This window comes from Leucobacter sp. PH1c, assembly GCF_000633415.1.
Taxonomy (GTDB): domain Bacteria; phylum Actinomycetota; class Actinomycetes; order Actinomycetales; family Microbacteriaceae; genus Leucobacter.
The window spans coordinates 60,954-83,118 of sequence record NZ_AYMV01000003.1 but is presented as its reverse complement, the minus strand read 5'-3'; the positions used below and the strand labels follow the sequence as shown (position 1 = coordinate 83,118).

17 protein-coding genes are annotated in these 22,165 nt (G+C 71.9%); 10 read left to right on the top strand and 7 right to left on the bottom strand.

The annotated features are described in order from the left end of the window. Positions 1–87 precede the first annotated feature (87 nt). Positions 88–1,365: an aspartate aminotransferase family protein gene (locus U874_RS0101020; RefSeq protein WP_036057439.1), complete on the bottom strand. Its 1,278-nt coding sequence runs from the start codon at positions 1,363–1,365 to the stop codon at positions 88–90. Then, positions 1,362–2,396 (bottom strand): phosphotransferase enzyme family protein, encoded by a 1,035-nt coding sequence (locus tag U874_RS0101015; protein ID WP_025132690.1) that lies wholly within the window; start codon positions 2,394–2,396, stop codon positions 1,362–1,364. The genes U874_RS0101020 and U874_RS0101015 overlap by 4 nt, the downstream gene beginning before the upstream one ends. A 96-nt stretch (positions 2,397–2,492) precedes the next feature. On the opposite strand from U874_RS0101015, the gene U874_RS0101010 reads away from it, so the two are divergent. Beyond that, the gene (locus U874_RS0101010) at positions 2,493–3,116 is read left to right on the top strand and encodes a TetR/AcrR family transcriptional regulator (RefSeq protein ID WP_025132689.1); all 624 of its coding nucleotides are present in this window, start codon (positions 2,493–2,495) and stop codon (positions 3,114–3,116) included. Here U874_RS0101010 and U874_RS0101005 read toward each other — a convergent pair. Continuing rightward, the gene (locus U874_RS0101005; RefSeq protein WP_025132688.1) at positions 3,113–3,829 is read right to left on the bottom strand and encodes a TetR/AcrR family transcriptional regulator; all 717 of its coding nucleotides are present in this window, start codon (positions 3,827–3,829) and stop codon (positions 3,113–3,115) included. The genes U874_RS0101010 and U874_RS0101005 overlap by 4 nt on opposite strands. A 165-nt stretch (positions 3,830–3,994) precedes the next feature. On the opposite strand from U874_RS0101005, the gene U874_RS0101000 reads away from it, so the two are divergent. The 6 genes from U874_RS0101000 to U874_RS0100975 all read left to right on the top strand — a co-directional run bounded on the left by U874_RS0101000 (position 3,995) and on the right by U874_RS0100975 (position 11,576). After that, positions 3,995–5,650 carry an amidohydrolase gene (locus tag U874_RS0101000; protein WP_025132687.1) on the top strand — a complete coding sequence of 552 codons (1,656 nt, stop codon included), beginning with the start codon at positions 3,995–3,997 and terminating at the stop codon, positions 5,648–5,650. A 77-nt stretch (positions 5,651–5,727) separates the two neighbouring features. Further along, positions 5,728–7,374 (top strand): ABC transporter substrate-binding protein, encoded by a 1,647-nt coding sequence (locus U874_RS0100995; RefSeq protein ID WP_025132686.1) that lies wholly within the window; start codon positions 5,728–5,730, stop codon positions 7,372–7,374. A gap of 64 nt (positions 7,375–7,438) precedes the next feature. Next, on the top strand, positions 7,439–8,395 hold the full coding sequence (locus U874_RS0100990; protein WP_025132685.1) for an ABC transporter permease: 957 nt from the start codon (positions 7,439–7,441) through the stop codon (positions 8,393–8,395). Continuing rightward, the gene (locus U874_RS0100985) at positions 8,392–9,258 is read left to right on the top strand and encodes an ABC transporter permease (protein WP_025132684.1); all 867 of its coding nucleotides are present in this window, start codon (positions 8,392–8,394) and stop codon (positions 9,256–9,258) included. Before U874_RS0100990 ends, U874_RS0100985 begins: the two co-directional genes overlap by 4 nt. Continuing rightward, positions 9,255–10,919 (top strand): ABC transporter ATP-binding protein, encoded by a 1,665-nt coding sequence (locus tag U874_RS0100980; protein WP_029987352.1) that lies wholly within the window; start codon positions 9,255–9,257, stop codon positions 10,917–10,919. The genes U874_RS0100985 and U874_RS0100980 overlap by 4 nt, the downstream gene beginning before the upstream one ends. A gap of 90 nt (positions 10,920–11,009) precedes the next feature. Beyond that, positions 11,010–11,576 carry a hypothetical protein gene (locus tag U874_RS0100975; RefSeq protein WP_025132683.1) on the top strand — a complete coding sequence of 189 codons (567 nt, stop codon included), beginning with the start codon at positions 11,010–11,012 and terminating at the stop codon, positions 11,574–11,576. Positions 11,577–11,639: 63 nt separating this feature from the next. On the opposite strand, the gene U874_RS0100970 is transcribed toward U874_RS0100975, so the two are convergent. Then, positions 11,640–13,460, bottom strand: coding sequence for a thiamine pyrophosphate-binding protein (locus tag U874_RS0100970; protein ID WP_025132682.1), 1,821 nt, complete (start codon positions 13,458–13,460; stop codon positions 11,640–11,642). 160 nt (positions 13,461–13,620) lie between these two features. Further along, positions 13,621–14,340, bottom strand: a complete 720-nt coding sequence (locus U874_RS0100965; RefSeq protein WP_025132681.1) for an IclR family transcriptional regulator — start codon at positions 14,338–14,340, stop codon at positions 13,621–13,623. Between the two features lie 140 nt (positions 14,341–14,480). On the opposite strand from U874_RS0100965, the gene U874_RS0100960 reads away from it, so the two are divergent. Continuing rightward, a complete protein-coding gene (locus tag U874_RS0100960; RefSeq protein ID WP_025132680.1) occupies positions 14,481–16,385 on the top strand; it encodes an FAD-dependent monooxygenase in 1,905 nt (634 codons plus the stop codon). A 110-nt stretch (positions 16,386–16,495) separates the two neighbouring features. On the opposite strand, the gene U874_RS0100955 is transcribed toward U874_RS0100960, so the two are convergent. Further along, positions 16,496–17,854: an NAD-dependent succinate-semialdehyde dehydrogenase gene (locus U874_RS0100955; RefSeq protein WP_025132679.1), complete on the bottom strand. Its 1,359-nt coding sequence runs from the start codon at positions 17,852–17,854 to the stop codon at positions 16,496–16,498. Between the two features lie 365 nt (positions 17,855–18,219). On the opposite strand from U874_RS0100955, the gene U874_RS0100950 reads away from it, so the two are divergent. Both U874_RS0100950 and U874_RS0100945 read left to right on the top strand, forming a co-directional pair. After that, complete coding sequence (locus U874_RS0100950; protein WP_025132678.1) at positions 18,220–19,740, top strand: APC family permease; 1,521 nt, start codon at positions 18,220–18,222, stop codon at positions 19,738–19,740. A 74-nt stretch (positions 19,741–19,814) separates the two neighbouring features. Then, complete coding sequence (locus U874_RS0100945; RefSeq protein ID WP_025132677.1) at positions 19,815–21,161, top strand: NAD(P)/FAD-dependent oxidoreductase; 1,347 nt, start codon at positions 19,815–19,817, stop codon at positions 21,159–21,161. Here the strand turns inward: U874_RS0100945 and U874_RS13990 are convergent. After that, positions 21,142–22,107 (bottom strand): DUF4349 domain-containing protein, encoded by a 966-nt coding sequence (locus U874_RS13990; protein WP_051582744.1) that lies wholly within the window; start codon positions 22,105–22,107, stop codon positions 21,142–21,144. The two genes, U874_RS0100945 and U874_RS13990, sit on opposite strands and share 20 nt — an antisense overlap. Positions 22,108–22,165 lie beyond the last annotated feature (58 nt).

The window sequence follows — 22,165 nt, the reverse complement described above, 5'->3', positions numbered from 1 at the left end:
GCCTCATCACCTCACTGCGTCGCTGCGGTGGCGCGTCGTGCGTCGTGCGTCACAATCCTGGCCGCGCTGCCGCTTCTTGCCCAGAGACTACACCCTCTCTGCCTCGGCGAGGGACTCGTCGAGCGCATCGAGCAGGATCGGCAGCTCGTCCGCGCCGAACGCGAGCGGCGGGCGCACCTTGAGCACGCTCTCGTCGCGGCCGATCCGGGAGATGAGCACGCGCCGCGTCTTCATCGCCTCGACGACGCGCTTCGCCAGATCGGGCGCCGGGCGGCCGTCGCGCGCGAACTCGAGCCCGAGGAACATCCCCGTGCCCTTCGCGGCGCGCACGAACTCGTAGCGGTCCGCGAGGGCATCGAAGCGGGTCCGCGCCACGGCGCCGAGCTTCGCCGCGCGCGGCATGAGCTCGGCCGCGGCCATCTCATCGAGCACGGCGGCGCCGACGGCCGCGGAGACGGGGTTCCCCGCAAACGTGTTGAAGAACTCGTTGCGGGGCCCGAACTCGTCGAGCACAGCCGCGCTCGTCACGACGGCGGACATCGGGTGCCCGTTGCCCATGGGCTTCCCGAGTGTGACGAGGTCGGGATCCATCCCCGCCCACTCGTGCCCCCAGAAGTGGCTGCCCGTGCGGCCGAAGCCGCTCTGCACCTCGTCCGCGATCACGAGCCCGCCCGCGCGACGCACGCGCTCGACGAGCCCGGCGACGTAGCCCTCGGGGACGCGCGCCATGCCCTCCGTGGAGAACAGCGGGTCGAAGAGGCTCGCGGCGAGGCCGTGGCCGGCATCCGCGAGCTCGGCGATCGCGGTGTCGATCTCCGCGAGCGCCGCGGCGAGCACCTCGGGCTCCGGGCGCGGGTCGCGATCGAGGTCGGGCACGCGGATCGCCCGCACGTGCGGTGCGAGCGGTTCGCGGGTGCGCAGCCCCGTCGTGAGTTCGGCGAGCGTGATCGTGGTGCCGTGATAGCTGTAGTCGGAGACGAGCATGCCGCGCGCGCCCGTCAGCTGCCGCGCGATGCGGATGGCGAGCTCGTTCGCCTCGGAGCCGGAGTTCCCGTACAGGACACGGTCAAGCCGTGCGGGGAAGGTGGCGAGGAGCTGCTCCGAGTACGCGACGACCCGCTCGTTCAGGTACCGGGTGTGGATGTTGAGCGTGCCGGCCTGCTCGGCGAGCGCGCGCACGACGCGCGGGTTCGCGTGGCCGACGTGGGGCACATTGTTGTAGCCGTCGAGGAAGCGCTCGCCCGAGGCCTCCGTGAGCCACACGCCGGAGCCGGAGACGAACTGCAGCGGCTCGTCGTAGAAGAGCGGCGAGTACGGGCCGATCGTGCGATTGCGGCGGGCGATGAGTTCGGCGTTCGAGATCATGATGCGCTCCGATCGGCGTGCGGTGCTGGGGGGTCTGCAAGCAGGGCGCGGGCGAGCTCCACGACGTGGGGGAGCACGGTGCGCGCGTGCCACTCCGCGGTGTCCTCGCCGCGCCGGTCGGCGGCCCAGCCCAGGTAGGTGAGGCCGCGGGCGAGGAGCATCGCGGGGAAGGCGGCGTGGTCGGCCGCGTCGAGGGGGCGCACGGATTCGTAGCCGGCGAAGAGCGCTGCGCGGTACTCCTCGGCGCGCGGGTGCGGGGTGAAGAAGTAGAGCGCCGTCGCGAGATCGAAGAGGTGCCAGCCCGCCGCGAAGTCGTCGAAGTCGATGAGCACGAGCCCGTGAGAGGTGCGCAGCACGTTCTCGGGCGTGAGATCGGCGTGGATGGGGCCGAAGCGGTGCGCCGGGGTGCCGTACGCCTCGAGCACCGTGCGGATCCGCGCGATCGCGGCGACGACGAGCTCCCGGTCGGCCCCGGCGAGTTCGGTGATGCGCAACGGGTCGCCCCACGCGGGCGCCGGCCCGACGAGCCCGTCGACGTCCCAGTCGTCGCGGGGGACGGCCATCGTGTACCCCGAGCGCACGCTCGCCGCGTGCACCTCGGCGGCCAATCGGCCGAGCGCCGCGAAGTCGCTCGGCTCGAGCGTCGCCGTCCCGGCGACCGCCGTGCGCTCGTCGCCGAAGTTCCCCGAGTTCTCGATGCGGTGCTGCAGGTCCACCTGGTGCGGACCCGCCGGGTGCTCGCGCCCCACGACGCAGAAGCCGCGCCCGTCGCGGGCGGGAACGAAGTGGGGCACGGCGACGGCCTCGCTGGCGAGGGCCCGCACGAAGTCGAGCTCGCACGCCAGCTCGTCGTCCGAGTGGTAGCCGCGGCGGTGCACGCGGAGCACGTAGTCCTGTCCGCCCGCGGTGAGCCCGAACACGACGTTCTCGCGGTGCTTCAGCAGCTCCAGCGGGGTATCTGCGGCGATGCCGTACTCGGGGAGCGCGGCTCTCGCCAGCTCGGTCGCGACGGTGCGCTCGTGTGCGCTCATGGGGCTCCTCGGCTCGGGGCGACGGTTTCTGTACTCAGAGTATAGAAACTGAATTCGCGGTACACAAGTGCCGTGCGGCGTCCTAGGATGGAGGGCGTGACCGCCGCAACCGCCCCGCAAGGAACCACGCTCCGCGAACGCCGGCAGGCCCGGACGCGCCAGGAGCTCGTCGACGCCGTGCTCGCGGTGGTCGCCGAGGGCGGCGTCGACGCCGCGACGATCGACCGGGTCTCTGCGCAGTCCGGCATCTCCCGCGGCACGGTCTACGCGCACTTTCCCGGCGGGCGAGACGAGCTGCTCCGGGCCGCATACGCGCGGCTCGGCACGGAGCTCGTCGAGCGCACGCGGGCGGCCGCCTCTGCCGAGGGCGAGTGGCGCGAGCGCCTCGCCGCCCACGCGCGCGAGATGAACGCGCTCGCCGCGACGCCCCACATCGGGGACTTCTTCAACGTCTCCGGGCCGACGCTCATCGTCGACGGCGCCGAGCGCGGCATCGGATCCGGGGCGAGCGTCGCCATGATCCGCGAGGATCTCGCCGCGGCGCGGGAGCGGGGTGAGGTGGCCGCGGAGGTGGATCCTGAGTCGACCGCCGTTCTGCTCGTCGGCGCGCTCCGGGAGGGGGCGATCCGCGTGGCCGGCGGCGTCGACGAGGGGCGGATCACCGCCGCGTTCGCGCGACTGGTCGCTGGCCTCGCCCGGGCGAGCGCCTCCGCGGGCTAGGCCGCGGCGGCCCGGGCCGCCGAGTCGAGGAGCGTGCGCACCCCGAGCATGAAGGTCTCGCGGTCCTCGAGGGCCGCGAGCTGCGCCGCGTGGCGCGCGATCCCGGGGTAGCGCTGCGGGTCGGCGAGGATCGGGCCGTCGAACCAGGGTGACGTCGTCGGGGCAGGATCCCGCTCGCCGCTCTCGATCCGGGCGCGCGCGATGCCCGATGCGGTCGACAGGATGTACGAGGAGAGCAGTGCGTAGTGCTGCACCACCGCCGCGGGCGGGAGCCCCGCGCGATCGAGTGCGTCGAGCAGTAGCTCGATCGCGCCCAGCTCGCCGGGTCCGTGTGTCGTGAGTACCATGGCCTCGGCCGCGATCGAGGGGTGCGCGCAGTACTCGCGGAGCGTGCTGTCCGCCAGCTGGGTCACGCGGCCGCGCCAATCGTCTGCCTCGGCATCGATCGTCGCGAGCGCGCGGGCGTGGAGCGCGTCGAGCAGCGCCTCCATGAGATGCCCCTTGCTGCGGAAGTGCCGGTAGATCGCGGACGGATCGACGCCGAGCCGGAGCCCGAGGGCCTTCGCCGAGAACTCGTTCGTGCGGGTCTCAGCCGCGACCGCGAGACCCGTCGCGATGATCTTCTCGGGATCGAGGCGCACCCGGCGCGCGCCGCGGCTGCCGCGCTGCAGGGCGTCGGCTTCGGCTTTGGCGCGGTCTGGGGTGGGGGACATGAGGCTCCTTCCTGGCCCCAGCGTAGAGCATCGCGGACGCGGGTCCGTGCCGCGGCGCGCCGCGCGAGCAGGCATTGACACACACGTTGTCAAACCCTTTGACAAATGCGATCGCGGTCCCGTACGCTCCATCTCATTCCCATTCACTGTTGAAGGAGGCGCGACATGGCGTGCGACGTTCTGTTCACCGGCGGGGCCGTGTTCACCGGCTCAGGAGCGCCCCTGCGGGAGGTCGCCGTCGCGGTCACGGGCGAGCGGATCACCGCCATCGTGCCCGCGGCCGAGGCGGAAGCGCTCGCGGGGCCGGGCACTCAGCGGATCGAGCTTCGCGGGGCGCTGCTCTCGCCCGGCTTCCAGGACGCGCACATCCACCCAGCGAGCGGCGGAGTGGAAGCGCTCCAGTGCGATCTCACGGGATCTTCCGACGCTGCGGATGCGGTGCGGGTCGTCGCGGCCTACGCCGCGGCTGCGCCCGAGGAGCCCTGGATCCTGGGCGGCGGGTGGTCGATGGACCACTTCGCCGGAGGTGCACCCGGGCGAGCGCTGCTCGACGCGATCGTGCCCGACCGGCCCGTGCTTCTCATGAGCCGCGATCACCACAGCAGCTGGGCCAACACCGCGGCGATCCGCGCTGCCGGGCTCACGGCCGACACCCTGGACCCCGAGGACGGGCGCATCGAGCGCGAAGCGGACGGCTTCCCGGCCGGTACGTTCCACGAGGGCGCCGGCGGGCTCTTCGACGCGGTGAAGCCCGAGCTCTCGGCGGAGCTCGTGTACCGCGGGCTGCTCCACGCGCACGACGCACTCCTGGCCCAGGGCATCACGGGCTGGCAGGACGCGTGGGTCGGAGCCGACGGACCCGGATCCGGCACCATCCAGGCCTACGAGCGAGCGATCGCGGAGGGGCAGCTGCGCGCCCACGTCGTCGGTGCGCAGTGGTGGGAGCGCGACCGGGGACTGGAGCAGATCGCCGAGCAGATCGCCCGCCGCGACGCGCGCCGCGCGAGCGGGACGAGCGACCGCTTCGACCTCGGCACGGTCAAGATCATGGTCGACGGCGTCGCGGAGAACTTCACCGCGTCCATGATCGAGCCCTACCGGGACGAGCACGGGCACGACACCTGCAACCACGGGATCTCGTTCATCGATGCCGAACTGCTCGTCGAGGCCGTGACGATGCTCGACGCCGCGGGGATGCAGGTGCACTTCCACGCCCTCGGCGACCGCGCCGTGCGCGATGCGCTCGACGCGGTCGAGGCGGCCCGGCGAGTGAACGGCCCGAGCGACGCGCGCCACCACCTCGCGCACCTGCAGGTCGTCACTCAGGCGGACGCGGCGCGGTTCGCCGCGGCGGGCGCTGCGGCGAATCTGCAGATGCTCTGGGCCACCCACGAGGAGCAGCTCGACACGCTCACGCTGCCGTTCCTCCAGGCCGGCGCCGAGCTGCGGCAGTACCCGTTCGGGGACCTCCTCCGGGGCGACGCGCGGCTCGCCGCGGGGAGCGACTGGCCCGTCTCGTCCGCGGATCCGCTCGCGGCGATCCACATCGGCGTCACCCGCAGCGCTCCCGAGTCCGGTGCCCCCGCCCTCGGCGGCACGGGCCAGCAGCTGCCGCTCGACGTCGCGCTCGCGGCCTACACCTCGGGCTCCGCGTGGGTGAACCATCGGGACCACGACACGGGCTGGATCCGGGAGGGCTTCCTCGCGAACCTCGTCGTCATCGAGCCGAACCCCTTTGACCTCGACGCCGCGGAGCTCCACACCGCGAGCGTCCGCGAGACCTGGCTCGACGGCGAGCGGGTCTTCACCCGGACGCCCTGAGCCCGACCGGGGCGGAGACGCCCCGCCCACCACCCCGTGTCCGCGCACCGCGCGGCACCCACGCTAGGAGAACACCGATGTTCACACCGACGAAGCGGAGCCGCCGTCGCGGCGCCGCACTGACCGCGGCCGTCGCGATCGCGGCCCTCACCCTCACCGCGTGCGCGGGATCCGGCGGCGCTGCGAGCGCTCCCGTCGAGTGGAAGCTCACGGAGCAGACCGCGGCCCCCTCGGGGGAACTCGACCAGGTGACCTGGGCGAGCTATGCCGAGCCGTTCTCGCTCGACTACGCCTACGCCTTCGACTACGCCGACAATCAGGTGCTCGCCAACGTCTGCGAGTCCCTCCTCCGCCTCAACCCGGACTTCACGCTGACGCCCGGCCTCGCGGAGTCGTACGAGAACCCCACCCCGACCACGTGGGTGTTCCGGCTCCGGGACGGCGTCACCTTCCACGACGGCACGCCCCTCACAGCCGCCGACGCGGTGGCCTCCATGCGCCGCCACCTCGACCCCGCCGTCGGCTCCTCCTGGAACAGCGTCTACCAGAACGTCGCCTCGATCGAGCAGACCGGCGAGCGCGAGGTGACCGTCACCACCACGATCCCCGATTCCCAGTTCCCCCTCGGCATGGGCGGCTCCGCGGGCGTCATCGAGTCGGCCGCGACGCTCGCTGCAGCGGGCGCGGACTACGGCAACTCGAGCGCCGGGGTGAACTGCACCGGGCCGTTCCAGTTCGACTCCTGGAAGGCGGGGGAGCGGATCTCGCTCAGCCGCTTCGACGGGTACTGGGACGCGGAGCTCCGCGCGAAGTCGGCGCAGTTCGACTTCGTCTTCATGGCCGACGCGACGGCGCGCACGAACGCGCTGAAGTCGGGCGAGGCCGATGGCAGCTGGCTGCTCCCGCTCGACGCCGTCGCGAACCTCGAAGCGGCCGGCGCCGGCGATGTGCTGTTTGGGCTCAACACCTCGGTGTCGAACCTCATCGTCTCCGACTTGGAAGGACCGCTCGGCGACGCGCGCGTGCGGCAGGCGCTGCTCATGGCGATCGACCGCGAGGGCGTGCTCCAGGCCATGACGAGCGGAGTCGGCCGCCCCACCGACGTGTTCACGACGGAGTCCGTGTGGGCCGACGGCGACCCCGCGGCGATGGAGCGGGCGTTCTCGGACATCGAGCACTACCCCTACGACATCGAGGCCGCGAAGCAGCTCGTCGCGGACGCCGGCGTCGCAGGTGAGGAGATCACGATCACGACCGCCCCGATCAGCCAGGAGTTCGCGGTGATCTCGCAGGCCACCGCGGCGGCGGCGAAGGCGATCGGGCTCGAGCCGAAGATCGACACCGTGACCCCCGCGGCGTACACGACCCTGTTCTCGGACCCCGCGGCCCGCGAGGGCGTCGACCTCTTCTACACGGTCTGGTACCTCTCGAGCCCGGACCCCCTGGAGATGTACTCCGTGCTCCGCACCGGCGAGTTCAGCAACTACGGCAACTGGTCGAACCCCGAGTTCGATCAGCTCGTCACCGACGCGGTCTCGACCCTCGACCCGGCCGAGCGGAGCGAACTCACGGCGCAGGCGCAGCAGCTCGCCAATGCCGAGCTGCCCTGGCTGCCGATCGCCGAAGTGCCGAACGCGATGTATCTCGGCGAGCGCGTCACGGGGCTGTCGCCCTCGATCGCCTTCCTCTACTACCCCTGGGCCGCGACACTCGGTGCGCGCTGATCCCACCCGCTCCCGGCCGGCGGGGGAGACCCCGCCGGCCGCGGCACCGAACGGAGACCTGATGATGATGTACGTGCGCCGCATCGCATCCAAACTGGGTGCGCTCCTGCTCACGCTGTTCCTCGCCTCCCTGCTCGTCTTCTTCTCGCGCTTCCTCGTTCCGGGCGACCCCGTCCGGTTCCTGCTGCGCGGCAGGAAGCCGAGCCCCGAGGCGGTCGCGGCCGTGACCGAGCAGTACGGCCTCGACCTGCCGCCGTGGGAGCAGTACGTCAACTGGCTGCTCGGCATCTTCCGCGGCGACCTCGGGCGCTCGCTGCAGTTCCGGCAGGACGTCGCGACGGTGATCGGGGACCGGCTCCCCGTGACCCTCGGGCTCGTCGTGCTCGCGGGGCTCATGATCGCGGTCGTCGGCGTGCTGGCGGGCGTGGTCGCCGCGCTCAACCGCGGCAAACTGGCCGACCGGGCCACGCTCATTTTCCTCACCGTGCTCGGCGCGATCCCGTCGTTCGTCGGATCGATCGTGCTCATCTCAATCTTCTCCGTGACCCTCGGCTGGTTCCCCACCTTCGGCTCGGGCACCGGCTTCTGGGACACGGTGTACCACCTGTTCCTACCCGCGCTCGCCCTCGCGATCTCGTTCGTGGTGCTCGTCGGCAAAGTGACCCGCTCCTCGATGGTCGAGCAGATCGGCCGCGAGCACGTCGAGGTCGCGCTCAGCCGCGGCATCTCCCGCCGCGCGGTGATCCGCAGGCACGTGTTCCGCAACTCGATCGGTCCGATCGTGACGGTGAGCGGCCTGCTCGTCGCCGGCCTGCTCGTCGCGAGCACGATCGTCGAGTCGGCGTTCGGCATCTCCGGTCTCGGCTCGCTGCTCGTCCAATCGGTCGACCGCCTCGACTTCCCCGTCGTGCAGATGATCGTCCTGCTCGTCGTCACCGCCTTCGTCGTGGTGAACGCGCTCGTCGACCTGCTCGAGCCCCTCATTGACCCCCGTGCCGCCGCAGGAGCTGATGCGCGATGACCATTCCCACTCCCACCACCGCGGTGCGCGTGCTGCGCGCCCCGCGCGGACGCCGCCCCAACGTCCTGTTCCTGGTGAGCGCGATCGTGCTCGGCGCCGTCACGCTCGCCGCGGCGCTCGCGCCCTTCGTGGCGCCCACCGACCCCGACGCCGTCGACTTCCTCGCGTTCAACAGCGGGCCGAGCGCCGCCCACTGGCTCGGTACGGACGGTCTCGGCCGCGACATGCTGAGCCGCATGATCTGGGGCGCGCGCACGGCGCTGCTCGGGCCGCTCCTCGTCGTCGTCTTCTCGACCGTCGTCGGCATCCTGCTCGGACTGCTCGCGGCCTGGCGCGGCGGCTGGATCGATGCCGTGCTCGGGCGCATCTTCGACGTGATCTTCGCCTTCCCCGCGCTCCTCATCGGGATCATGGCGGTCGCCCTCTTCGGGAAGGGGCTCGTCGCCCCCGTGATCGCCATGAGCCTCGCCTACGCGCCGTTCGTCGCGCGCCTCACGCGATCGCTCGTCACCGCGGAGCGCAACCGCCCCTACGTCGCCGCGTACCGCGTGCAGGGCTTCAGCGGCGCGTGGATCGCGCTGCGCCGGGTGCTGCCGAACGTGTTCCCGATCGTCGGCGCGCAGTCCACCCTGAACTTCGGGTACGTGCTCGCCGAGCTGGCGGGCCTCTCGTTCCTCGGCCTCGGCGTGCAGGCCCCCACGGCCGACTGGGGCGCGATGATCAACGAGGCCCAGCCGGGGATCGCTGGCGGGCACTTCCTGCCGGCCGTCGTCCCCGCCGTCGCGGTGGTCATCGTGGTGGTCGCGGTCAACATCATCGGCGAAGAACTGTCCGAACGAATCGGAGGAGGTGTGTCCGCGTGACACTGCTCGACATCACAGACCTGAGCCTCGAGCTCCCGAACGGCAAGCGTCTGCTCGACGGGATCACGATCCGCGTGGAGCCCGGGGAGACCGTCGGCCTCGTCGGGGAGTCCGGATCCGGGAAGTCGCTCACCGCGCGCGCCGTGCTCGGCCTGCTGCCCGACGGCGCCCGGACTTCGGGCAGCGTGCGCTGCGACGGCGCCGAGGTGCTCGGGGCCGCGAAGCGCACGCTCCTCGACGTGCGCCGCTCGCACGCTGCGATGATCTTCCAGGATCCGCGGGCCGGCATCAACCCGATGCGCACGATCGGCGATCACCTGACCGAGGCGCTGCGGCTCTGCCACGGCGTCGCCCCCGCCGCGGCGAAGGAGCAGGCGGTTGAGCTGCTTCGCGCCGTGCGGCTGCCCCGCCCCGAGGAGCACTTCGGGCAGTACCCACACGAGTTCTCGGGCGGCATGCTGCAGCGCGTGATGATCGCGGGGGCCCTCACGGGCGCGCCCCGGCTGCTCATCTGCGACGAGCCGACCACGGCGCTCGACGTCACCACCCAGGCCGAGATCGTGCAGGTGCTGCAGGAGCAGCGCGCGGCGCGCGGCATGGGCATGCTGTTCATCACGCACGACCTGAACCTCGCGGCGTCCATCTGCGACCGGGTCTTCGTGATGAGCGGCGGGCGCGTGGTCGAGCAGGGCACCGCGCGCGAGATCTTCACCGCTCCCGCGGACGAGTACACGAGGCGGCTCATCGCCGCGACGCCGAGCGTCGAGGCGGGTGATGCGGCCCGGCCCGGCGACGCGGCCCGGCCCGGCGACGCGGCCCGGCCCGGCGACGCGGCCCGGCCCGGCGACGCGGCCCGGCCCGCCGATGCGGGATCCGGCGGCGAGCCGCTGCTCCTCGTCTCCGAGCTCTCGAAGACGTACCACCCGCGCGGCCGGGCCCCCGTGCCCGCGGTGCGCGGCGCCTCGCTCACGATCCCCCGCGGGGGCGCGCTCGGGGTCGTCGGCGAGTCCGGCTCGGGCAAGTCGACGCTCGCCCGCCTCATCATCGGGCTCGAGACGCCCGACTCGGGCACGCTCCGCATCGGCGGCGCCGAGCGGGGCGCCGCGCAGCGCGGGCGCGCGGCGCGGCTCGCTCGTGCCCGGAGCGCGCAGATGGTGTTCCAGGACCCGTACCTCTCGCTCGACCCGCGGATCCCGGTCGGCCGCGCGATCGAGGACGCGCTGCTGCTCCACACGGGGCTCCGGGCCGCCGAGGCGAGCCGCCGAACCGTCGAACTCCTCGGCGAAGTCGGGCTGCAGGCCGAGCACGCGACCGCCAGGCCACGCACCCTCTCGGGCGGACAGCGGCAGCGCGCGGCGATCGCTCGCGCGATCGCGATCCAGCCCGAGCTGCTCGTGATGGACGAGGCGACGAGCGCGCTCGACGTCTCCGTGCAGGCGCAGGTGCTCGATCTCCTGGCGCGGGTACGCGAGGAGCAGGGCCTCACGCTGCTGTTCATCAGCCACGATCTCGGGGTCGTGCGGCGCGTCTGCGACGAGACCCTCGTGATGCGCCGCGGCGAGATCGTGGAGTCCGGGCCGACCGAGGAACTCCTCAGCGCGCCGCGCCTCCCCTACACGCGCGAGCTGATCGACTCGGTTCCCCGCCCGGCCTGGCGCTGAGCGGCGCGTTCAGCTTCCTGCGAGGAAGTGCCGTGACGTTGCACAGTATTCCTGCCTAGCATCGGGAGCACCCAACGAGAGGAACGGGACATGATGCAGCGGGACATGATGGAGCGGGACACGATGGATCGCGCGGCCGAGGGCCGCAGCGGAGCCGGCGGGGCGGATCGCGGCTCGGGCCGGAGCGCCGGTGAGCGACGGCGCGCGCTCCGGCTGGCTGGCTCTGCGACGGCGATGGCGGCTGCGGTGCTCCTCCTCGCGGGCTGCGCGGGAGCCGCGGGGGAATCGGGCTCGGGCACGAACTCGGGTTCGGGGAGCGGGACGACGAACGGCGGGTCGAGCACGAGCGCCGGGACCACCGAGACCTCGCCCAGCACGGCCGAGATCGAGCAGCTCATCACCGACGGCGTGCTGCCCGAGGGCTTCCCGAAGGACGCGACGAACGTGCGCCTCGTCCAGGACGGCGACCGCGTCGCCGCGAGCTGGGCGGGGGATCGCCTGACGGGCAGCTGCTCGGCGGCCTCCTCGAGCCCCGGCTCCTTCGCCATGACCCTGCTGATCCAGGACGCCGGGCTCGAGCAGGTCGAGCAGTGCGGCGCCGTGTGGCAGGCGACCCAGGCGGACGGCACGCACGTGCTCTGGAACTCCGAGGCGTAACGCCAACGCGGCGCGGGACCGGGAGCACCCCGGCCCCGCGCCGCGCACGGGGGTTCCGCGGAGTTACGCCTCCGGGACGTCGAGCCCGTTGACGCGCTGGATCTCGCGCTGGTACTCGGCGACGACGCTGCGCGAGACGCGGCAGTCGAGGAGGATCGTGCCGCGGGCCCCCGCCGCCGTCCACTCGCCGAGTGCGTCGAGGTCGCTCAGCTGCTCCACGCGCACGCCCTGGGCGCCGAGCGCGGAGCCGAGCGCAGCGAAGTCGACATCGGGGATCAGCATGGGCGCCTCATCGAGCCCCATGAGGCCGTACAGGTGCACCTCGGCGCCGTAGGCGCCGTCGTTCCACACGACGATGACCCCGCTGGGCGAGGTGCGGATCGCGGTCTCGAGATCGGCGAGCGCCATGAGCCCGCCCCCGTCGCCCGTGCTGAGCACCGTCGTCGTGCCCGGGGCCGCCGCGGCGACGCCGGCGACCGTGGGGAAGCCGAGGCCGATCGTCTGGTAGGCCGTGCCGACCATGATCATGCGCTCGGGGGAGGCCACCGGCCAGTACATGTTGGCCCAGCCGAGGAAGTGGCCGCCGTCGGTCGTGACGTGGCGGTCGGCGGGGAGGAGCTCGCCGATGCGGGCGGCGACCGCACGGGGATCGAGCCTCCCGTCCGCGCACAGGCCGTCCGGGTGCTCATCGAGGCCGGTCGCCCGTGCGCGGAGCGCGCCGCCCGCCTCGAGGCCGGCGACCCGCTCGCGCCAGCCGCCGGTTCGTCCGCCCGCGGCCTCGATGGCGCCGAGCAGCGTGGTGAGCGTCGCGCGCGCGTCGCCCTGGAGCAGCAGATGCGTGATCGGGTGGTTCGTCTTGGGGGGAGCGACCTGCTCGCTGTCGATGCGGATCACGGTCGTGCCTGGGCCGAAGAGATCGCCGAAGCGCATCGTGAACTGGTTGAGTGCTGCGCCCACTACGAGCACGACGTCCGCCTGCGCGACAACCTCCATCGCCGGGATCTGGCCGAAGCCGCCGGTCACGCCGAGGTCGTACTCCGCTGCGGGGAAGATGCCGCGCGCGAGGGCGGTCGTCGAAGTGAGGGCGCCGAGCGCGTCGGCCACGCGGCCGAGTTCGGCCGAGGCGCCGGAGACGTGCGCGCCGCGGCCCGCGAGGACGAACGGGCGCTCCGCCTCGAGCAGCGCACGCGCGGCGGACTCGAGCTGGTGCCCGGCGAGCGCGGCGAACGGCTCGGTCGCGGGCGCCGCTGCGGGCGGAATGGGCGCCGCGACATCCGCGACCGAGGCGCTGAGCGCAGCGAGCACGGCGGGGTCGTTCAGATCGATCCCGCCCGCGGTGGCGTCGCTCGCCGCCGTGCCGGTGGCTGCATCGCCCGCCGCGCTCGTCGCCGCGACGGGCGCGGTGACGAGGTCGTAGGGGATGCCGAGCACGACGGGGCGGCGCAGCCGCAGCGCATACGAGACGGCGCGGTCCACGGTGCGCTCGATGTTCGTCACGGTGAGCATGTGGGTACGCACGCCGAGCGCCGCGGCGAGCATCTCCTGGTCCACGTCCCAGGGGCGGGGGCCCGAGCTCGGCGCGTCGCCGACCACCACGAGCATCGGGATGCGCGCCTGCGCGGCCTCGGCGAGGGCCGTGAGCGTGTTGGTGAAGCCGGCGCCGTAGGTGGTCGTCGCGATCGCGAGCTTGCCGCTCACGCGCGCGTACGCGTCGGCCGCGGCGACGGTGCCGGCCTCGTGGCGCACGGCCGTGTAGGGCACCCCGGCCTCGGCGAGGCTCTCGATGAGGTGGGCGTTGCCGTTGCCCATGAGGCCGAAGCTGCGGTCGGCGTGGCGCGCGAGCGCGGCGGCGAGGGTGCGGGTGAGCGTTGCGGGAGTGGACATCACAGGATCCTTCAATAGAGCATCGAACTGGTGGGAACCGTGTATGTCTCGCGAGAGCAGCGATGCTCTGCAGCAGCGCCCCTTTTTCGCGCGCCTTAGCCGGCCGGGTCAGAACTGCCGACCGAGCTGGACAGATTCATCCTAGTGGGTGGCCGGGCGGTTACCGGTAGTTCTGCGTGATGCGATCCGCCGCGGCCTGCAGGGCCGTCACCACGGCGTCGACCGACTCGGGGAGGTTGAAGTGCACGACCGCGAGCGCGGCGGGCGGCTCGCCCTCGATGCGCAGTGGCACGGCGATCGCGGTGACGCCGTCGATCACCTCGTTGCGGCTGATCGCGTAGCCATCGCGCCGCGCCTCGAGCGCGGCTGCGCTCGGCTCGGGGTTGCCGAAGGCTGCGGCCCGCTCGGCGGGGGTGAGGATCGACTCGATGGCGTGGCCGGGGGCGCCGCGGTCGACGGGGTGGCGAACGCCGGGGTTGCGGGCGATCGTCGCGGACACGTTCGAGGGCTCGACCGAGACGAGGGTGACGACCTCGTCCGCGTCGAGCACGGTCACGAACACGGTCATGCCGAGCGCGTACGCGAGCTCGGACACGGCCGGGGTCGCTGCGGTGTGGAGCACGGGGGCGACGCCGCGGGCGAGAACCGTGAGCTTCGGCCCGAGGCGGATCCGGCCGGCCGCGTCCCGCACCACGAAGCGGTGCTGCTCGAGCGTGCGCAGGATGCGGTACGCGTTCGAGCGGTGGACGCCGAGCCCCGCCGCGAGCTCGGTGATCGTGATGGGGGACTCCGCGTCGGCGAGGAGTTCGAGTGCGCGCAGGCCGCGCGCGAGCGTCTGGGAGCCGGCCGTCGGCGCGCCGGTCTCTCGGGGGGTCGTCATGCTTCCATTGTGGCCCGATACTGGGTGCGTGCCATGTTGTGCGATCGCGCGCCGCGGTTTATCCTAGCTGTGCGATATTCAAACTTCGTGTTCAAATGGTGAACACGGCCGGGCTTCGGTCGGGCAAGTGAGGAGAAACAGTGCAGTTCCACCACCACGGATACGTCTCCACGGACCCCCGCGTCCAGCCGGCAGCGGGCGTCGGGCTCGATCGGCCGAGCGAGCTCCCCGACGAGATCGACGTGCTCATCGTGGGCTCCGGGCCGGCCGGCATCGTCGCCGCCGCCCAGCTCGCGCAGTTCCCGAACGTCGTCACCCGCGTCGTCGAGCGCCGCGACGGACGCCTCGTACTCGGCCAGGCGGACGGCATTCAGGCGCGCAGCGTCGAGACCTTCCAGGCCTTCGGCTTCGCGAACGCGATCATCGATGAGGCGTATCAGATCACCGAGACCGCGTTCTGGTCGGCGGACCCCGCGCAGCCGAACCGCATCGTGCGCACCGGGCACACCGACGACGATCCGAACGGGATCAGCGAGTTCCCGCACCTCATTGTGAACCAGGCGCGGGTGATCGACTACTTCGCCGAGTACGCCCGCCGCGCCCCGGCGCGCGGCGATATCGACTACGGCTACGAGTTCGTCGACCTCGAGGTCGGCGAGGGCGAGTACCCCGTCGCCGTCACCCTCCGCGAGGTCACCGGCCAGAGCGGCGCCGGCATCAACGCCGCGGCGGCCGACAACGCGAGCGTCGGCCCGACGCGCGTGGTCCGCGCGAAGTACGTGATCGGCGCTGACGGCGCGCGATCGCAGGTGCGCCGATCGATCGGCGGCTCGCTCCAGGGCTCCACCTCGCTCCACGCGTGGGGCGTCATGGACGTGCTCGCGGTGACCGACTTCCCCGACTTCCGGAAGAAGTGCATCATCCACTCGGAGGCCGGCTCGATCCTCCACATTCCGCGCGAGGGCAACCACCTCGCCCGCATCTACGTCGACCTCGGCGAGACCGACGAGCACGACGGCGGCCAGGTGCGCAACACCCCGCTCGAGGACGTGATCGCGCAGGCGAACGCGATCCTCAGCCCGTACACCCTCGACGTGCGCAACGTGCCTTGGCACAGCGTCTACGAGGTTGCCCACCGCCTCACGGACCGGTTCGACGACGCCGAGACCGCTCCCGACGGGAAACAGCGCGTGTTCCTGATGGGCGACGCGTGCCACACGCACAGCGCGAAGGCCGGGCAGGGCATGAACGTCTCGATGCAGGACGGGTGGAACCTCGGCTGGAAGCTTGGCTACGTGCTCGAGGGGCTGAGCCCCGAGTCGCTGCTGCAGACCTACTCCGATGAGCGCCGCGTCACCGCGAAGAACCTGATCGACTTCGACAAGGAGTGGTCGACGCTCATGGCGAAGAAGCCGGAGGAGTTCGACTCGCCTTCGCAGCTCGAGGAGTTCTACGTGCAGACGGCCGAGTTCCCGGCGGGCTTCATGACGGAGTACACGGAGTCGATGCTCACGGGCGACGCCGAGCACCAGGCGCTTGCGAGCGGCTTCCCGATCGGCAAGCGCTTCAAGTCCGTGCGGACGACGCGCGTCGCCGACGCGGTCGACGTCCACCTCGGCCACCACCACCGGGCCGACGGTCGGTTCCGCGTCTACGCGTTCGCCGACGCGGACGGCACGCAGCTCGAGCGCTGGGCCGAATGGATGCTCGCGAACACGGCGTCTCCGCTGCAGCGCTTCACGCCGCTCGGCGCGGACCTCGACGCGCTGTTCGACGTGAAGGCCGTGTTCCAGCAGGAGCACCACGGCGTCGATATCTCCCGGGTGTCGAAGCTGTTCCTGCCGCTGAGCGGGCCGTTCCAGCTCGTCGACTACGAGAAGATCTACGCGGCGAAGCCGGGGGAGGACATCTTCGAGCTGCGCGGGATCAGTCGTGACGGGGCGGTCGTCATCGTCCGCCCCGACCACTACGTGTCGGCCGTGCTCCCGCTCAGCGACCCGGCCGCCGTCGGGGCGTTCTTCGAGCCCGTGTTCCTGCCGCGCTAGCGCGGCAGGACACAGCAGAGGGGCCCGGATCCGAGATCGGATCCGGGCCCCTCTGCGTGAGGCCTTCGGGGTGCGGGCCGACGCGCCGTCAGCTCCGCACCCCGCAGGGCTTACTTCGCGGCGAAGCGGAAGAGCTTCTTGTTCGCGAACTCGAGCATGCCGACCTTGCCGAGCTCACGCCCGTAGCCCGACTTCTTCACGCCGCCGAAGGGCACGTCGGCGCCCTCGAGGCCGGCGCCGCCGATGAACACCATGCCCACGTCGAGCTGGTTGCCCACCTGCTCCGCACGGTCCAGGTCGTCGCAGATGACGACCGAGCCGAGGCCGTAGGGCGAGGAGTTCGCGAGGGCGATCGCCTCGGCGTCGCTCGACACCTTGTAGAGCTGCGCGACCGGGCCGAAGAGCTCCTGGCTGTACACGTCCATTGCGGGGGTGATGTTGGTGATCACCGACGGGGTGTAGAGGTTGCCCTCGGGAGCGTTGTCGCCCACGAGCACCTCGGCGCCCTGGTCGAGCGCGCCCTGCACCTGTGCGGTCAGCGTCTTCGTCGCAGCCTCGGAGGACATGGGACCGAAGTCGCCAGCCTCGTAGGACTGACCGGCGATCGCGGCCTTGAACTTCTCGGTGAACTCGTCGAAGTACTTGTCCATGACGACGATGCGCTTCGAGCCGTTGCAGGCCTGGCCGGTGTTCTCCATGCGGCCGCCCACGGCGTGCTCGACCGCGTGGTCGAGGTCATCCGTGTCGAGCACGAGGAAGACGTCCGAGCCGCCGAGCTCGAGCACGCACTTCTTGAGTGCGCGGCCCGCCTGCTCGGCGACGATCGCGCCTGCGCGCTCCGAACCCGTGAGCGAAACGCCCTGGATGCGGTCGTCGGCGATGATGTCCGAGATCTGCTCGTGCGTCGCGAAGACGTTGACGTAGGCGCCCTTCGGGAAGCCGGCGTCGAGGAACAGCTGCTCAAGCGCGAGCGCCGACTCGGGGCACTGCGCAGCGTGCTTCAGCACGATCGTGTTGCCGAGGATCAGGTTCGGCACGGCGAAGCGCGCGACCTGGTAGTAGGGGTAGTTCCACGGCATGATGCCGAGGATCACGCCGGTGCCCTGGAAGCGGAAGAACGTCTTCAGGCCGTCCTCGACCTCGAGCTCCTCGTCCGCGAGCCACTTCTCGGCGTTGTCCGCGAATGCGGCGGTGATGGCGCCGGAGAACTCCGCCTCGCCGACCGACTGCTCGAGGGGCTTGCCCATCTCGCGGTTGATGATGGCGCCGAGCTCGTCCTTGCGCTCATCGAAGAGCTCCGCGGCGCGCTTCGCGAGCGCGGCGCGCTCGGCGACGGTCGTGGTGCGTGCCCACTCCGTGTACGCCTGCTGGGCCGCGGCCAGCGAGGCCTCGATCTCCTCCGTGGTCGCATCGGGGTACTCGGCGATGGTCTCGCCCGTAGCCGGGTTAATTACGGCGAACGTGCCCATAAATGACTCACTCCTTAGTGACTCGTCGGGGATAGTGACAACCCCCAGTCTCCCACACCGGGGTGCCGCGCACTAGCGCGGCGCGCATCGACTTCACGTGGATCCAGCGTGCGTATGCTGCGGATTTCGACAGCGTATGGGGCGTTTCGCCGCGAAATCCGTCGCATTTGCGGGCGCTCGCCCGAGAATCGCGGGACGGCGGTTCGCTGGCCGAACGGCGCCTGTGCAGCCGCTGAACACCGGGGTGGCGCGCGAGTCCCGCCCGATGGTGCAAGAATGTCAGTGTGCATGACAGCGACATTGAGTTGTGCGCGTGACGTAATGGAGCGCCTGGCGACGCAGCCAGAATCGAGAGAAGTACTGCAATGACGAAGCACACCTTGGACAACGCGACCGAGACCGGTCACATCCACGTCGGAAAAGGGCTGAACGAGGGCGCGCTCGGCGTGGTCGGCTCGACGATGATCGGCCTCGCCTCGACCGCCCCGCTCTACTCGCTCGCCGCGACGCTCGGCTACGTGATCGTCGCGGTCGGCGCGCAGGCGCCGCTCGTCTTCATCGTCGCGTGCGTCCCGATGATCTTCGCGGCCTTCGCCTACCAGGAGCTCAACCGGGCGATGCCCGACTGCGGCACGACGTTCGTCTGGGGCACGAAGGCCTTCGGGCCCGTCACGGGCTGGATCGGCGGGTGGGCGGTCGCCGTGGCCTCGATCATGGTGCTCGCCAACGTCGGCGAAATCACCGGGCAGTACTTCTGGTTGCTCCTCGGGAACGAGGAGTTCGCGGCCAACCGCGGGATCGTGATCGGCACCTCCGTGGTCTTCATGGCGATCATGACGTTCATCAGCACGATCGGCGTGCAGATGGGCGAGCGCTTGCAGATGGTGCTCGTCGGGATCCAGATCCTCGCCATGGTGCTCTTCGGCGCCCTCGCGCTGCTCCACGCGGGCGACGGCTCGAACGCCGGCTCCGTCGCGTTCGACTGGAACTGGTTCAACCCCGCAGAGCTCACCTCGTGGTCCGGCTTCATGCAGGCCGTGCTGCTCGCGCTCTTCATCTACTGGGGCTGGGACACCTGCCTCGCGCTCAACGAGGAGACGAAGAACCCGCGCAAGACCCCCGGCCGCGCGGCGCTCTCCAGCATCGTCGTGCTGATCGTGCTGTACGTCGGCGTCTCGGTCGCCGTCATGATGTTCGCGGGCTTCGGCGACACGGGCTTCGGGCTCACGAACGAGGCGAATCTCGACGACGTCTTCACCGTGCTCGGCGGCGCCCTCTTCGGGCCCTGGGGCTGGTTCCTGATCCTGGGCGTGCTCCTCTCGGCGGCCTCGTCGACGCAGACGACGATCCTGCCGACCGCTCGCGGGACGCTCTCCATGGCCGTCTACCGCGCGCTCCCGGCGAAGTTCGCCGAGCTGCACCCCAAGTTCAAGACCCCGTGGTTCTCCACGACCGTGATGGGCCTCGCCGCGATCGTCTACTACGTCGGCATGTCGCTCCTCTCCGAGGACATGCTCGCCGACTCGCTCACCTCGATGGGCCTCGCAGTCGCCCTCTACTACGCGATCACCTCGTTCGCGTGCGTCTGGTACTTCCGCGACACCCTGCGCGAGAGCGCCCGCAACCTGTGGATGCGCGGGATCCTCCCCGCGCTCGGCGGCCTCATGCTCGGCTACGCCTTCGTGCAGTCGGCCATCGACATGTGGGCGAAGGACTACGGGGAGACCGTGCTGCTCGGCGTGGGCGGCGCGTTCGTGATCGGCGTCGGCGCGATCCTCATCGGCTTCGTACTCATGGCCCTCTGGTGGCTGCGCCCCAATTCGCGCCCGTTCTTCCGCGGCGAGAGCCTGAACCGCGACACCGAGGTGCTCGTCCCGGACGAGTAAGCCGCTCGCCCAGTTCTCCCCGCTCACCCCGCACGACCCGCCCACCTCGCCCGACCCGCCCGCAGGAGGATCCCATGTCAGCCACCACCCCGCAGCACTGCGACGTCATCGTCGTGGGCGCCGGCGTCGCCGGGCTCACCGCCGCGCGCCTCCTCGCCCGTGCGGGCCGGCGCGTCGTGGTGCTCGAAGCCCGCGAGCGCATCGGCGGGCGGCTCCACACCGAGCGGCTCGGCGGGCGCGTCACCGACCTCGGCGCATCCTGGATCCACGGCATCGACGACAGCCCGGTCCACGCGGCCACCCGCGCGCTCGGGATGCGGGATCTCGAGTTCACAATGGGCAGTTTCCAGGCCGGCGGGCGGCCCGTCGCGTACTTCGATCCCGACGGCGCGCGCCTGAGCGGCGCGGACGCCGAGGCGTTCATCGACGATGTCGCCGCGTTCGATGAGGAGCTCGCGGACACCGTGGCGGGCATCGCCGCGGGTGCCTCGTATGCGGACGCCGTGGATGCGACGCTCGCCCGGCTCGACTGGCAGCCGGACCGTGCCGCCCGCGTGCGCGAGTACCTCCAGCACCGCACGGAGGAGCAGTACGGCGCCTGGATCGCGGACCTCGACGCGCACGGTCTCGACGACGACGCGGTCGACGGCGACGAGGTCGTCTTCCCTGACGGCTACGACCGGCTCGCTGACGGGCTCGCCGCGGGCCTCGACGTGCGCCTCGAGACCCCCGTCACCCGCATCGAGTGGGCCGCCGACGGGGTCCGGGTCTCCGCCGGGACGGAGCGCTTCACCGCGGAGCGCGCGGTGCTCACCGTTCCCGTCGGCGTGCTGCAGGCGGGTGCGATCGAGATCGAGCCGCCGCTCCCCGCACCGCAGGCCGCGGCGCTCGCCGGGCTCGAGATGAACGCCTTCGAGAAGGTCTTCCTGCGGTTCCCCGAGCGGTTCTGGGACGCGGACGTGTACGCGATCCGCCGGCAGGGCCCGGCCGGCGAGTGGTGGCACTCCTGGTACGACGTCACCGCGATGAGCGGCGAACCCACCCTGCTCACCTTCGCCGCGGGGCCCTGCGCGCGGGCCATCCGCGAGTGGGACGACGAGCGGGTCGTCGCCTCCGTGCTCGCCGCGCTCCGCGAGGTGACCGGCGCCGAGACGCCCGAGCCGGTGCACGCGCACGTCACGCACTGGCAGGACGACCCCTGGTCGCGCGGCTCCTACGCCTTCCTCCGGGTGGGCGCGGAGCCGGCTGACCACGAGCGGCTCGCCGAGCCGATCGGCGGCGTGCTGCACATCGCGGGGGAGACCACCTGGGAGGAGGATCCCGCGACGGTCACGGCGGCGCTCCGTTCGGGGCACCGCGCGGCCGAGCGGATCCTCGAGACCGAGATCCCGCTCGCCGAGATCAGCGCGTCTCTGGCGTAGCCTCCGGAGCGGGGCCCTCCTCCGACTGTCGCCGCGCCGCGTCGGCCCGGCGGCGTCGCGCAGCGCGCACGATCAGCAGCACGGCCCCCGCGATCACCGCGCCGATCACGAACCACGGGAGCAGGATCCCGAGCAGCACGAGACCACCCGAGGCCGCCGCGCCGATCGACTGCAGGCCGGCGAGCACGCCGTCCCAGAAGCTCGAGGGACCGCCGCCCGGGAGCACCGTCGGCGCGGAGACGCTCACCCAGATCGTCGCCTCATCGACCTGTCCCTCGAGCCACGTGAGCTGCGCCCGGAGCCCGTCGAGCTCCTGCTGCCGGGAGGAGAGCGCGGACTCGGCTTCGAGGAGCTCGCTCGTCGTGCTCGCGTCGGCCATCAGCTGCGTGAGCCGCGCGATCGAGGACTCGAGCGCCTCGACTCGCGCCGTGAGGTCGACGTGCTCCGCGGTGACGTCGACGGCGCTGACGCTCTGCCGCTCGACCGTACCGAGCGCGGCGAGCTCCGTGAGGGTCGCGTCGAGGCGCTCCGCGGGCACCCGGAGGGAGAGGCTGCTGCTGCCCGATCCCGCCCCCGTTCCGGCGTCCTCGGTGCGCGAGTCGACCCGGCCGCCCGCGCCCTCCGCGATCTTCACCGCCCGGTCGGCCGTGCCGCGGACGTCGTCCGCGGTGAGCGCGAGCTCGGCGCTGCGCGTGAGGGAGCGCTCGGCCCCCGCATCGGCGTTCATCGCCTCGCCGGCCAGCCGCTCGCCGCTTCCCCCGAGATCCCCGCTTCCCCCGAGATCCCCGCTTCCCCCGAGGTCACCGGGCAGCGGGGTCGCGTCGAGCGTGGCGCTGCCTGGCGCTCCGCCCGGAGCCGAGGAGCCCGGCAGCGCGGCGCACGCGCTCAGCGGAGCGAGGAGCAGCGCGGAGGCGGCGAGCAGGGCGAGGGAACGGCGGCGCATCATGTTCCTCACCCTAGCCGCGGCGCGGCGGCGCGTGCCCGGCAGTCGGCTGTGAACCGGG

Bases quoted from the DNA above. Each gene is read 5' to 3' on its own strand.
- U874_RS0100965 (WP_025132681.1), bottom strand. From the start codon at position 14,340: ATGACGACCCCCCGAGAGACCGGCGCGCCGACGGCCGGCTCCCAGACG.
- U874_RS0100970 (WP_025132682.1), bottom strand. From the start codon at position 13,460: ATGTCCACTCCCGCAACGCTCACCCGCACCCTCGCCGCCGCGCTCGCG.
- U874_RS0100955 (WP_025132679.1), bottom strand. From the start codon at position 17,854: ATGGGCACGTTCGCCGTAATTAACCCGGCTACGGGCGAGACCATCGCC.
- U874_RS0100950 (WP_025132678.1), top strand. From the start codon at position 18,220: ATGACGAAGCACACCTTGGACAACGCGACCGAGACCGGTCACATCCAC.
- U874_RS0100975 (WP_025132683.1), top strand. From the start codon at position 11,010: ATGATGCAGCGGGACATGATGGAGCGGGACACGATGGATCGCGCGGCC.
- U874_RS0101015 (WP_025132690.1), bottom strand. From the start codon at position 2,396: ATGAGCGCACACGAGCGCACCGTCGCGACCGAGCTGGCGAGAGCCGCG.
- U874_RS13990 (WP_051582744.1), bottom strand. From the start codon at position 22,107: ATGATGCGCCGCCGTTCCCTCGCCCTGCTCGCCGCCTCCGCGCTGCTC.
- U874_RS0100945 (WP_025132677.1), top strand. From the start codon at position 19,815: ATGTCAGCCACCACCCCGCAGCACTGCGACGTCATCGTCGTGGGCGCC.
- U874_RS0100995 (WP_025132686.1), top strand. From the start codon at position 5,728: ATGTTCACACCGACGAAGCGGAGCCGCCGTCGCGGCGCCGCACTGACC.
- U874_RS0101020 (WP_036057439.1), bottom strand. From the start codon at position 1,365: ATGATCTCGAACGCCGAACTCATCGCCCGCCGCAATCGCACGATCGGC.
- U874_RS0101005 (WP_025132688.1), bottom strand. From the start codon at position 3,829: ATGTCCCCCACCCCAGACCGCGCCAAAGCCGAAGCCGACGCCCTGCAG.
- U874_RS0101000 (WP_025132687.1), top strand. From the start codon at position 3,995: ATGGCGTGCGACGTTCTGTTCACCGGCGGGGCCGTGTTCACCGGCTCA.
- U874_RS0100985 (WP_025132684.1), top strand. From the start codon at position 8,392: ATGACCATTCCCACTCCCACCACCGCGGTGCGCGTGCTGCGCGCCCCG.
- U874_RS0100990 (WP_025132685.1), top strand. From the start codon at position 7,439: ATGATGTACGTGCGCCGCATCGCATCCAAACTGGGTGCGCTCCTGCTC.